General features: G+C 78.1%; 3 protein-coding genes. All 3 read left to right on the forward strand.

Going from position 1 to position 13,677, the window contains the following annotated elements; all coding sequences use genetic code 11:
- The first annotated feature begins 4 nt into the window (after window positions 1-4).
- The 3 genes from ACQPYN_RS21555 (at window position 5) to ACQPYN_RS21565 (ending at window position 12,569) form a co-directional block, all read left to right on the forward strand.
- On the forward strand, window positions 5-3,460 hold the full coding sequence (locus ACQPYN_RS21555) for a hypothetical protein (protein WP_433027414.1): 3,456 nt from the start codon (window positions 5-7) through the stop codon (window positions 3,458-3,460).
- A gap of 95 nt (window positions 3,461-3,555) precedes the next feature.
- On the forward strand, window positions 3,556-4,842 hold the full coding sequence (locus tag ACQPYN_RS21560) for a LysM peptidoglycan-binding domain-containing protein (protein WP_433027417.1): 1,287 nt from the start codon (window positions 3,556-3,558) through the stop codon (window positions 4,840-4,842).
- Between the two features lie 77 nt (window positions 4,843-4,919).
- Window positions 4,920-12,569, forward strand: coding sequence for a hypothetical protein (locus ACQPYN_RS21565; RefSeq protein WP_433027420.1), 7,650 nt, complete (start codon window positions 4,920-4,922; stop codon window positions 12,567-12,569).
- Window positions 12,570-13,677: the final 1,108 nt, after the last annotated feature.

Genomic DNA, 13,677 nt, shown 5'->3' on the forward strand with positions numbered 1-13,677 from the left:
CCCCGTGCGCGAGCTCGCCGAGCAGATCGGCGTCCGCGAGCAGACCCTGCGCGACCTCGCCGCCCGCGACGAGGCGACCGGCATCGAGCTGGTCACCGACGAGGCCGGCACGAGCCACATCGCCCGGCGCGAGATCACCCCCGAGACCACCCCCGCTACCCCCGTGGCCGGCACGGCCGCGACCCGGGAGCCGACGCTCGCCGAGCTGGCCGAGCGCCACGGCCTCCCCGAGAGCACCGTCCGCGAGCACCTCGAGGGCGACCGGTTCGAGATCGTCGCCGACGAGGCCGGCGCCGAGCGGGTCGTCCCGCGCGACCGGCCCGACGGCGACGACATCGGCGTCGTCCGTGCCGACCCCGACCTGCGGGTGCGCGCCGCCGAGGTCCGCCGCGCGGCCGACGCGATGACGGAGCGCTCGGCCGAGGACATCCTCGCCGAGCTGCGCGCCGACCCCTCCCCCGACCGGGTCGTCGCGGCGGTCACCGCCGTGCACGACCGCGCGGCCGAGGCGTACAACGCGACCCACCCCGAGGCGACGCGGCGCGAGCCGGTCACGCCGGAGATGATCGAGGCCGACCTCGCACTGCTCGACGGCTTCCACGTCCAGAAGGAGACCGGCGGCCGGAAGACCCAGATCGGGATGACCTACCTGGCCACCCGCCTGGTCCGCGCTCACCTCACCGGGCAGCCGCTGCGCGGCGGTACGGACCTGGTGGTGCACTCCGCCGAGACCGCCGGCGACGCGGTGCGCGGCTACACCGACTTCCTCGATGCGGTGAACGCCCGTTTCGGCACCGAGTTCACGCTCGGGCACCTGCGGTTCGGTGGCGACGGGGCCACCGCCCGGGCCGCCGCCCGCGCCGCCGACATCACCGTCGGCACCATCCACGACTTCGGCTTCGACGACGTCCTGCTCGACGCCCAGCCCCGAACGCGGGGTACCGGCCGCTCCGAGGTGCGCCTCGTCGACGAGGCCGACCTGATCATGGATCACGAGGGGCAGACGCCGCTGCGGGTCTCCGGCGAGCAGGGCCGGCGGGTCGCCGTCCGGGACGTCGTCGCCGCCGACGACATGGCCCGCGCCCTCGCCCACCAGGACCACCTCACCGACGGCCAGGTCAACCGGGCCGGGCTCGAGCACCTCCGGCGGGCCTTCGGTCTCGACCTCACGCTGCCCCGGAACGCGGCTCTGCGCGCCCGCCTCGATCGCGCCGTCTGGGCCCGCCACACCCTCCCCCGCGGTGCGTGGAAGGTCATGGACGACGGACGGCTCGTGCTCGTCGACGAGATCGCCGGGCGGGCCCTGGAGGGCCGCACCTACCAGGACGGCTATCAGTCCGCCCTGGAGTACGTCGCGTTCCACGATGCCGCCCGCATCACCGCACCGCGCCGCCTCGTCGGCGAGACCACCGCGCAGGACGTCCTCGGCGGCACGACGGAGGTCGTGGGGATGTCCGGCACCCTCAGGACGTCGAGCCGCGTCCTGCTCGAGCGCTACGGCCGGCGGGTCTACCTCGCCCCGCGGAACAAGGAGTCGCAGCTCACCGGACCGGCCGAGCCCGTCCAGCACGCGGGTCAGGACGCGAAGATCCAGGCGGCCGCCGGCGAGATGCTGGACATGGCCCGGACCGGCCGGCCGCAGCTGGTGTTCTCCTCCCACACCCGGCAGGGCGACCTCATCGCCGCGCTCGAGGCGCACAACGCCCGCGTCCGTGAGGAGGCGCTGGACGCCGGGCTCGACCCCGCCGAGGCCCCGGTCCTGCACTACGAGGTCATCGACCCGTTCATGCCCGAGACCGGCGAGGGCAGCGTCGCCGAGGTCGTCTCCCGCGCCGGCGAGCCGGGCAGGATCACGCTGGCGACGAACCGCGTCGGCCGCGGGACCGACGTGTCGATCGGTCCCGAAGCCGAGGCGCTCGGCGGCCTGCACGTGATCATCACCGACACGGTGCCCGCCTGGATGTTCCAGCAGCTGAGCAGCCGGGCCGGCCGCAACGGTCAGCGGGGTTCCTACTCCCAGCACGTCGCGCCCGACGACCTCGCCTACCGCACGCCCGACGGCTACGTGCTCGCCGCCGACGCGCCTCCCGCGCTGACGAGCCCCGAGCTCGGCCTGCTCCTCAAGGCCCAGCAGCGTCTGGGCCAGGGTGGGATCGAGGCCGCCTTCCGTCGCGACGGTGCGACCGGATCGGTGGTCCCCCGGGGCGGTGTCGTCCGGGACGGTGTGTGGACGGCGCTCCCCCAGGACGCGGCCGGCATCGACCTCCCCCGGTACGCCATGGCCCGCGCCGGCCAGCGCGTCGACGGCCTGACGGACGCGCAGTGGACCGAGCTGCAGGACCTCGCGACGCGGGTCGGCGCGGTCCCGCAGGGCACGCCGGAGGCGGGCCGGGTCGCCGAGCTCATCCCCGAGCGCCAGGTCCACTACGACGCGGCGCGCGCGGCACGGGGCATGGCACAGGCGGCCGCCGGACTGGAGCGGGCCGAGGCGGTCGGCGCCGAGACGGGCATGACGCCCGCGCAGGTCGCGGACACCCTCCTGGTCGCCGAGGGCCTGCAGCTCCGCGGTGCGGCGATGGAGCCTGGCGCCGACCTGGCCCTCGCCCAGCTGCCGGAGAACGAGCGCCAGGCCCTGATCGACCACCTCCGCGGGCGCGCCGGGGTCGACGCGGCCGCGCTCGACGCCGCGCTCTTCCAGCTGCGGGCGGGGCAGGAGGGCGTGCCGGGTGCGGGCCGTGCGGTGCTCACGCCGTCCGCCGCCCGCGAGCAGGCGCTCGCGCAGCTCGCCACCGAGGGGACGCCGGCCACGCCCGAGGCCGTGCACGAGCTGATGGGCGAGCTGTTCGAGGCGCTGCACCCGACGGAGCAGGCGCTGTGGAACCGGCAGAACGAGATCGAGGGCCTGCTCGTCGGCCTCGACCTCGACGCCCAGGGCCGCGAGGCGCTCTCCGCGGCGCTGCAGCAGGAGGGCGTCGGCACCGTCGCCGGCCTGCTCGCCCGCGGCGACGAGGGACTCGGGGACGCGGGCGCCGCCGCCGTGACCGCCGCGCGCGCCCGCCTCACCGAGCACCCGCTCGCTCCGCTCGACTGGCGCCGCGAGCACCGCGACGGCCTGGCCGCCCAGCCGCTCTGGGGCGACGAGCAGGTCACCGGCGTGGCGGCGGAGCTCCTCGCCGACGTCTACGGCGGCTCCGTCGGCGAGTGGGCCGACGTGGTCCGCCTGCCGCTCATGCTCCGGGCGCTCGGGCTGCCCTCGGTCGTCGACCTGCTCGCGCGGATGCACGCCGTCGGGATGCTGCCGGCCGAGCTCGACGCCATGCTGGGGCGCGCCACGCGCGGCGAGCTCACCCCGCCGACCTCGCGGTCCTCGTCCCCCGCGCCGCCGGCGCCACCCTGCGCGACGCGCAGGCCCCCACCGAGCGGCCCGGGCAGCTCCTCGCGCTCGCTCTCGTCGACCTGAACCTGCGGGCGCAGCACGGCGAGCGGGCGCTGCAGCCCGGTCCCGGAACCGCGCGGATCGACCAGCTCCGCGCCTCCGGCGCCCCGGCCGCCGCAGTGAACGACCTGGTCGACGCGCTCGAGGGGCCCGCTCGCGCGCTGGCCCCCGCCGCGCTCGACGAGCTCCTCCTCCAGGCCGGGGCGGACCCTGACCACCTGCGCGAGCAGGTGGACACCTTCGCCACGGAGAACGGGCTCGCCTGGGACGACGGTGTGCGCGACGGCGTCGCCCGCGCGCTCGGGGACGCGACCCAGTCGCAGGGCGCGACCGGCGGCGGCACGCCAGGCACTGGCGGCACCGGCACTCCGGGTGCTCCCGGCACCGGCCCTCCTGGCACGGGCACTCCCGGCACCGGCACTCCTGGCGCCCCGGCCACGCCGGGCGGGCCTTCCGTCACGGCCGGGACCGCACCGGTGACCGGCGGCGGCGGTGCCGGGGCGGCCGGTGCGCCCGACGGCGACGCGACCGCGGCCCCCGCGGAGACCGGCACCGCGGGCGCGCTCCAGACCGCACGACTCGGACGCTGGATCGCGACGGCGTGGGCGCGCGGACCCCCGGCCTTGGGACGCTTCCTCGCCGCACTCGGCGTCGGCACCCTGATCGCGCTCGGCCCCCTCGGTCTCGCCTCCGAGACCCTCACGGGTCCGGTGGCCGAGCAGGCCGCGACATCCACGCTCCGCGATGCCGGAGCGACCACCACTCTCCCGCTTGCGGTCCCCGCGGCCGACACGCAGCGCCCGACGGTGCTGTGGCTCCGGGAGGGCGACACGCTGGGCCGGATCGCCCGGTCCCTCGGCGTCGGGCTCGACGAGCTCGCCGCCGCCAACCCGACCCTCACCGACCTCGACCGTGTCGCGGCCGGAGCGCCGATCGCGCTGCCGGAGACCTGGCAGGGCACCTGGAACGTGCGCCGCGGAGACACCCTCGGCGCCATCGCCGGGCGCTTCGGGCTCACGCCCCCGCAGGTCGGCGCGCAGGACCCCGAACGCTTCGGCGGCCGGAGCCTCGACCTCATCCGCACCGGCGAGACCCTGCGGCTTGGCCCGGCCCCGACCACGCCCGGCGCGGAGCAGCCGAGCACGCCCCAGCCCGGCCAGGCCGGCCAGCCCACGACCCCCACCCCCACGGCGGCGCCAGCCCCCACGACGCCCGCCCCGACCACCACCACCCCGACCACCACCTCGCCCGTGGCGCCCCCGGCCCCTTCCCCGGCGCCGAGGCGCCCGCCGCGACGAGCACCTGGTGGCCCTGGGTCCGCGGCGGCGCCGCCGTCCTCGGCGCGACGGCGCTCGGGATCCTCGGACGGACCGCGCTCGCCCGCTGGCGGACCGCACGCACCCTGACCGGCTCGACGCCGGGCCGGCTGCTCCTCGCCGCGCCGCCCGTCGGGCCCTCGTGGCGCGAACGCCCGCTGTGGCGGGTGGCGGACGCGACGGACCGCCAGCGCCGCGAGATGGCGAGCTACGAGAAGCGCACGCAGGTGGTGCCGTGGCTCGCGGCCCGGCTCGCGGCGCTCGAGCCCGGCTGGGACCAGGGCCGCGTGCACCGCGAGATCGCCGGCGCGCTCGGCGTCGACGCCCGGACGGTCGCGGACCTCCTCGCCGGCACCCCGCGCATCACCCAGCCCTCGGACCCCGAGCTCCCGCGGCAGACGACGGGCGCCGCGACGCTCGCCCGCGTCACCAGGCACGCCGCCGGCCTGCGCCACGACGTCGACCGCGCCACCGAGCGCGTCGAGGATGCGCTCGCCGCCGCCCGCGACGCCGGGCACGGTCCGCGCGCCGTCGCCGCCGCGCTCCGTCTCGACCGCGCCCGGGCCCGCGCGCTACTTGCCGGCCTGCCCGACGTGGCGGCCCGCCAGCAGGAGGCGCTCGACCGTCTCGCCGCGGCCCCCGCCGGCGTGCCGCGCCCGGACCTCGCGGAGCAGGAGCAGCGCCTCCGGGAGCTGCTCGACCGGATCACCGCCCTCGTCGCGGCGAACGCCCCGACGGCGCAGGTGGACCGGGTGCGCGAGCAGGTCGTCGACCAGGCGCGCCGCCTGCGCGACGCGCGCTACGGCGACGGCCCCGCGGGCCGCGACGGGTTCCAGCGCCGGCACGGGGCCGACGGTCCGGCGGTCGCGCGGCCGACGACCACGCCGATGACGGACCGGCGCCGCCGTGGGCTCGCCGAGGCCCTCGCGGAGCCGGCCACGCTGCCCGGCGCCCCGAGGTCGGCGCGCGAGCTCCTGACGCTGGCCACGGCGGTGACCCGCGAGCTGCTCGACCCGTCGCTCGGGACCACCGCCCGTGACGCCTGGACGGCCCGCTTCCCGCAGGGCGCCCTCCCGGTCGCCGTCGCCTGGACGACGCTGCCGGTCGGGCACGCCGCGCCGTCGGCGCACACCTGGCGCAACGGCACGCTCGAGGTCGAGGTGAACCTCGGGCAGGGCCCCGGCGCCGCCGTCCACGAGATCACCGAGGCGCTGCTGGTCCGCGCCGGCTACCGGGACGCGGCGGCCCACCGCATCGCGACCTTCGCCGAGCGCGCCGTGCCCGCCCAGGTCGTCGCCGGGGACTCCTGGCTGACGGTGCGCGGCCGCCGCGACGTGGCCGACCTGCGCGAGGCCGGGCGCCACGACGAGCTGCAGGTGATGCTGGACCGCGTCGACCTGCTCCGCGGCGAGATCGCCGAGACCGGCCCGCACGGCCGGTGGACCGGGGTGCCCGACGCCGGCGCCTGGCGCGCCGTCGACGCCGCGTACGCCGAGGCCCTGGCCACGGAGATCCGCCGCGTCGGGGACGCCGAGCGCCGCCGCGGGGCGCTCCGACGGGTGGGTCGCGGCCTGCTGCGTCTCACCGGTGTCCCCCAGGTGTCGCTGCACCGCGCGGCCCGCGCCGCCGCGACCCGCGACGACGTCGGTCTGGTCGCGGCGCTCGACGACCACCACCGGGCGCTGGACGCGCTCGGGCAGGCCCGCACGGCCTACGCCCGTCGCGAGCGGTGGTTGCCCGCGCTCGTCGAGCGGCTGCGCGCCGACGGCCACGCCGACCCCGTCGGGGCGGTCGCCGCGGCCCTGCGGCTCGACCCCACCACCTCCCGCGCCCTCCTGGTCAGCGGCCGCGCCGAGCCCCCGGCGTTCCTGCCGATCGGGCTGCCGGCCACGGGCGTCCTCGGCGTCGTGCGCCGGGAGACCGACCGGCTGGCCACCGTCGTCGACGACCGCACCGCCGAGGTGCGGGCGGCCGCGGCCGAGCTCGCCGCGGCCCGCGACGCCTTCCGCACCGTGATGGCGGACCCGTTCACGCAGGGCGTGCGCCGCGGCCTGACGCACCGGTCGATGGCGCTCTGGACGGAGCCGCGCACCTCGATCGTGGTCTCGCACCTCACCCCGCTGATGCGGGTCGTGGACGGCGCGACGCTGGCCGACCGCGCCGACGCGGTGGCCGCGCTGACCGGCCGCTACGAGCCCGGTCTCGCCGAGCGTCTCGACGTCGTCGACCCGCTGCTCGGCCTCGTGAGCGGGACCCAGCGCGCGGCCCGGCTGGCGACCCGGCGGAGCCCGACCCCGGGCGCGGCGACCTCCCTCGCGGTGGCGTTCGCCGCGGTCGACGTCACCGTCTCCCCCGACGAGCTGGCGCACAGCGTCGCCGCGCTGCGCGTGCCGCGCCGGGCGGCCCAGGAGATCGGCAACCCCCGGCCGGCGTACGGCGCGACGTGGGACATGCACCTGCACCACGGCGACTACTCCGACCCGCGCTACACCCGCCTGACCGACCTCCTCGGCTGGCTGCGCGACGCCGGGCACACCGGCCGGGTCGTCCTGTCCCCCATCCCGCAGCGCGGCCGGGGCCTCGCGACCGCGGGCGGCGGCTTCTACTACGCCAACACCGGCGAGCTGCGCCAGGGCATCACCTTCGGCAACGCGATGCTGACGATGCGCGGGAAGTTCCCCGACGTCCGGCTCTTCGACGCGATCCGCGCCCTGCCCGACGACCTGCGCTGGCGAGCCCTGCCCGGCATCTCCGGAGCCCGCATCGACATCCCCGGCGCCCAGGGCTACCTGACGACGATGCTGCTGCTGAACCCGGACCTGGCCCACGTCGTCGCCGAGACGACGCTGGCCAAGGAGGCCGTCACGCGGCTGCTCGGCCCGCAGGCGGCGCACGTCCTGGCCCCCGAGTACGTCCGCTACGTCCGGCGGCTGAACACCGCCCTGCGCCTGATCAGCGACGAGGTCGGCGACCCGGCCGGTCAGATCGACCTCGTCGACCTCCGGCTGCTCTCCCCCGAGCTCGCGGGCCTGGTCACCGGCACCGGCCCCCGCGAGTACGTCGAGGTGCTCACCCGGCAGGCCGAGAACATCCGGGTGGTCCTCGAGGGTCTCGGGCGCACGGCGGAGGCCGACGCGCTGCGGACGCGCGACGCCGACGGCCGCCTCGCGCCCACCGCGACGCCGCCGGACCGCTACAGCCCCCACGTGCGCGAGCTCCTCGCGGCCGCGGAGCGCACGGGCCAGGTCGTGATCCTCCACAACGACGCCGGCGAGGCGATCCTGGACGCCGACGGCAAGTACGTCGCCGCGAGCCCCGACGAGCGCCACCTGCGTCCGCTGGTCGCGCTGTTGCGGAAGTACCCGGCTGCTCAGGTCTCGCTGTCGCACCTCGGGGTGGGCAAGTGGACCGAGCTGACCGTCGACCACCTCGGGGTGCTGCGCGAGGTGCTCACCCAGGAGGTGCACCGCCTCGAGGCGACGGGCCTCGGCCGGGAGGCCTTCCCGCGCCTGGTGTTCGACGTGTCCTGGAACGACCTCGCCCAGCACATCGAGCGCTCGGCCGACGTGCGCCGCGAGGTCATCGCCCTCGTCCGCGACTTCCCGCAGCACTTCGTCTACGGGTCGGACTCGGTGAAGTCGCCGTCGCTGCCGAACTACCTGCGCCACTACTACGACATGGCACCGATCCTGGCCGACGTCGCCACCGACGCCGCGGGTGCGGACGCCGTCGATCGGCTCCTGCACCGCAACGCCGAGGCGATGGTGGGCGAGGCCGCCCGCCGGGGTCGGAAGTTCGCGTTCGCCGAGCTCGCCGCCCCCGACGGCTTCTACGCCCAGCTGGTCGGCGCCGGCGTCCTCACCCCGGCGCGGCGTGCCGTCGTCGACGGCTGGCTCGCCGCCCGCGCGGCCGAGGGGATGACGGTACCCGGCCCGTCGGCCCGACCCCGGACTGGACGCCGGGTGCCGGGCGCGCCGCGCTGGACGCCTACCTCGCGCAGCACGAGCAGGTCGGCAACGCGATCGCCTGGCACAACGCGGTGGACCCGGCCGTGGTCGCCGGCCGCGACACCCCGACCCTGCGCTCCACCAACCGGCGCATCCAGCGGGCCGACCGCGACGCCGACCGCACCGACGCCGCCACGCGGGCCGCCGAGGATCGGCGCCTGGCCGCCCTGCCCGAGGGTCCGGTCGAGGCGCCGAGCCGGTGGCAGCGCCTGCGCGGACGCCCCGGGCAGCCGCGGGGCCGCCCGGCCGGGCCCTCGTCACCACCGCCGGTGGCACCCCTACACCCTCGAGGCGCTCATCAGCGCCCGCGAGGCCGACGCGATGTTCGCCGGTGGGCCCCTGGGCGACGCCGGACGCCGGGTTCAGCAGGACATGGCCCTGCGCCAGGTGCAGGCGTCCCAGACGCGCCTGGAGCGCTCGGAGACCCAGATCGCCGCCACGCGCGACGCCCTGCGCCGCGGCGCCCGCACCGGGCGCTGGGGCCTCGGCGCCGTACTGAGCGCCGGCGCGGGGGCGACGACATGGGCGCTCACCACGGGTCCGCTCTCCGAGCCCGGCAGCCTCGTCGGGGCCACGGTGGCGACGACGACGGTGGGCGCGATCCTCTCCGCCGTCGCGTTCGTCGTCCGCGGACTCGCCCTCACCCCGCGCACGGTGCGCACGCAGTACGTGCGCGTGCTGCACGAGGCGCCGATCGAGCGGGGCCGGCTCTCGCGCCCGATCGTCGAGCGCCTCGCCGCCGAGCTGCTGGGAAACCTCGCCTCCGAGGGACGCATGGCCGACGACACCGCCGCCGCGCGGATCGTCGAGCAGCGCGCGGCGACCATCCGCGTCGAGACCGACGAGTTCCTGCGCATCCTCGATGCGCTGGTGAACCTCCCCCTCGCCCGGGAGTACCGCGACCCGGCCACCGGCGCCGTGCTGCGCCCGACCGAGAGCCGCGCCGACCGGGAGGCCCTCGCGATCAAGGAGTACTCCACCTGGCACGACAAGGTCACCCGCGCCGCGGGCGCGACCGCGTCGTCGTTCACCGGGCTGCGCCCGCACAGCGGCCGGGTGGGCCGGACCCTGCAGACCGTCGTCGCGGGCACCTTCGCGCTCAACCTGACCTACCACGTCCTCGCCGGTCTGGCGGGCCTCACCGGCATCGCCACCAGCGGCGTCCCGCCCGACGCCGCCGGACTCGCCGTGGTCGCGGGCGTCCTCACCAACACCGTCTTCGCCGTCACCGACGTGCTGCTCGGCTGGCCCGCCTTCCGCACGGCGGCCGCGGGCCGCGCCGGCTGGGACGACACCAACGACCCCCGGCTGCGTCGCTGGCAGAACATCGCCGGTACGGGCTTCGTGGTGGGCGGCGGCGCCCTGACCGTCCAGCTCGCGGCGGAGGGCAACCTGCCCGTGGCGGTCGCCGCCGCCGGGTTCACCGGCGCGTCGGTGCTGCTCGCCCGGCACGGGATCGCGATCGAGACCTGGCGCGGGCGCGCCGCCGCACCGCGGCGCGGGGTGACCGCCGCGCTGGTCACGCAGACCGGCCTGATCGGCCTGGGCCTCGCGTCGCTGCCGCACCCCGGCCTCGCGGCGGCCGGCGCGGTCATCGCGGCGTCGGTCCCCGGTCTGTACGTGGTCCGGCGGGTGTGGCAGCGCCTCGGCGGCCGCCACCACCCCGGGGCGGTGACGGTCCGCTCGCGCTGCCCGGGGACGGCCCGTTCCCGACCGAGCTGGTCGCGACGGCGCTGCGCCGCCTGGGCGGACGGGACGTGCCGGTGGACCGCCGATCGCTGCCCCACGACGCGCGCGGTCCCCGGTCCGCACCGTCACCGCCGCCGAGCTGCAGCGCGAGCTGATCGCCCTCGGCGTCGCCCCCGTCACCGCGCAGGACACCGCGCGGCGGCTGATCGCCTTCACCGTCCGCGGCGTCGTCCACGTGACCGCCGAGCGGGCGGCGGAGATCGCCGCGCGACTCGGCGACCCCGCCGTCGCCGCGTGGTGGCGCGACGTCCTGGCCCACGAGGTCGACCACCACGTCACGGGGCGGGCGCGCGACACCCACGCCGACCACGACGCCGACGCGGCCGCCCTCGCCGGGCGGTACCGGCTGCTCTTCGGGCCCACCGAGCCGGACGCCGGGTGGCGCGTGTCGCAGCGCTTCGCGCCCACCGGGCACCTCGTGCGCCTCGCCGCCGTCCCCACCGGGCGGGCGGAGAGCGCGGTGATCGGGCAGGTGATCCGCGAGGGCGTGACCTCGGCGCTGCTGCCGCTGGCGGGCCCGGGCGGTCTCGCGGCGCCGGCCGGGCTGGACCTGCGCCCGCTGGCCGCCGTCGGCTGCCAGGGCCTGTGCGCGATCGACGGGTTCGGCGTGCGCATCCGGGAGATCGGCGGGCCGGACGACGTCGTCGCGTTCGTGCACGACGACGGGTGGCTGTACCTCGACACCCGCACCCTGGCCGCGCTCCGGGGCGGCGCGGCGGGCCTCGCGACGTGGCAGGGCCTGGTCGACGAGGCGGAGGCCGCGCTCGCCGGGGCGCCGTTGCGCTTCGCCGCCCGCCTGCTCGTCCCCCTCGCCGGCGTCATCCGGCCCGGTGCGGTCGGGCCCGTGGGCCGGGCGCGCGGGATCGACACCAGGGCGTACCCGGTGCGGATGCACGACGGCGGCGTGCCGATCGCCGGCCCGCAGCCCGACCTGCTGGCGCGGGCCGCCCGGCTGCCCCGGGGCCTCGCGGTGGAGGGCTGGGACGACCTCGCCCCCGACGTCCGCACCGGTCTCGCCGCGGCCGCGGCGCTGCTGGCCGGGACGGGCCTCCTGGACGCCGTGCTCGCGCCGGTCCGGCCCGCCGCCGTGGGTGTCGCGGTCCTCCCCGAGGCCGCGTTCGCAGCCCGGTGGTACTCCCAGCCCGACACCGTGGGCATGGCCGTCCCCGAGGCCTTCGCCCACCTCGGCGGCGGGCTCGTCCTGCGCGAGGACTCGTTCCGCCTCGACGCCGCCGACGCGCCCGCGCGCAACGCCCGTCTCGTCGAGGCGTCCGCCCTGCTCCTGCACGAGCTGACCCACGCCGTCGACGATCCTGCGAACACGGGCCGGCCCACCGAGCACCGGGCGTTCCTCGCCGAGCACCACTTCGCCCGCGCCCTGCGCGGCGCCCTCGAGCTGGCCCCGCTGCGCCACGTCCGCAGCCCCGACGCCGACCGGCGGCGGGCCGTGGCCGCGGGGTGGTCGGAGGTGCTGCGGCAGTGGTCGCCCACCCGCCCGGCGCCGCGCAACTACCCGCTCCCCCGGTGGTACGACCAGTGGGACCACACCCCGGCCAGAGAGGGGTACTCCGGGCACGACGGCCCGCTCGCCCTCCCCGGCCCGGTCCCGTACCCGACCGACGCCGTCGTTGCGGCGCTGCGGGCGCTGCGCGCGCGGGCGGTGCCGCTCGACCCCGCCGTCCTGCCCTACGACGCGCGCGGCCCGCCGGTGCTCGTCGTCGGCGCCGAGGAGCTCCACGCGGCGCTGGTCGCCGGCGGGCTCACGCCCGTCGGGGCCGCGGACACGGTGGCCCGAACGGTCGCGGTCACCGTCGACGGCGCCGTCCACCTCACCCGCGAGCGGATGACGGCGATCGCGGCGCGCCGGGGCCGTCCCGGGGTCGCGGCGTGGTGGCGCGACGTGCTCACCCACGAGACCGACCACCACGTGACCGGCCGGGCCCGCGGCGACCACGACGCCGACGCGGCTGCCCTGGCCCGGCGGCACCGCGCGCTCTTCGCCCTCGACCGGGTCGGCGTCGAGCGGGAGATCGTCCTGCCGGCCCCGCCGCCCGGCAGTGACGGCGACGTCAGGGTCCCCACGACCCTCGACCTCACCCTGCAGCGCTGGAGCCCCGCAGGCCTGCGGCACATCGAACTGCTCGACGTCGACCCCGAGGTCGTGCGCGACGGGCTGACCGGCCCGGTGCTGCGGCCGTCGTACGCCCGGGCCTGGGCTGCCGCGCTCGACCACGCGACGCCGTTGCCCGCCGCGCACCGCGTCCTCGACCCGCTGCTCGACCTGGTCGTCCGGGCCACCGGCGAGTGGGTCGCGGGACGCGGCGACGGGCCGGCGCAGGTCGGGCTCCTCGCGGTGTCCGACCGGGCCGTGCCGGCCGTGGTGGTCCACGCGCTCGACGCGGCGATCGTCGACCCGGCGACGGGGCTCGTCGTCGCCGACGCCGGGCACCGGTGGTCCGACGGCGTGCTGCACGTCTGGGCCCCCGAGCCCGCGGGCGTGGTCCACGAGGTCGTCGAGGCCGTCGTGGCGCCGTGGCTCGGGTACGACGGCGACGCTGCGCACGTCGTCGCGACGCTCGCCGAGCGCGCGGTGCCGGGGCAGGACCCCGACGCCCGCTCCGTGCTGCCCGCGCGGCTGTTCGCCGAGGTGGACGCGATGGTCGACGCCGGGCGGGTCGAGGTGCTCGAGGCCCTCGTCGCCGACCACAGGGACGCCCGCACGCGCGTCACCGCGCTCCTGGCGGACGGGCCGTGGCGGGACCTCGCGCGCGCCTACACCGACGCGCTGCGGGACGAGGCCGCGGCGGCGGTGGCGTCCGTGCGGGCGCGGCCCTCGTTCAGCATGCAGATGGTGTCGGCGCCGCTGCCGGGCGCGCGGTTCGTCCGGGCCGCCGGGCGAGCGCTGCGCGTCGCCGGCGTCGCGGGCGGCGCCGTCACAGCCGGTGCGGCCGCCGCCGGGTGGCCCTTCGAGCTGGCGACGACCGCGGGTGCGACGACCGCGGTCGCCGTCCTGGTCGGGCGGGCGCGGGCCACCGCGCGGTCGTGGCGCGGCCGCCGCGCCGGTGGCGGCCAGGCCCGCGACGGGCCCGTGGCGCTGCCCGGGCGGCGGGTCTATCCGGTGCGTGCGATCGCTGGCGCCCTCGCCCGGATCGGCGACGCGACCGCGCCG

Origin of the sequence: Actinomycetospora sp. CA-053990 (genome assembly GCF_050948445.1) — a bacterium.
GTDB classification, from domain to species: Bacteria; Actinomycetota; Actinomycetes; order Mycobacteriales; family Pseudonocardiaceae; genus Actinomycetospora; species Actinomycetospora callitridis.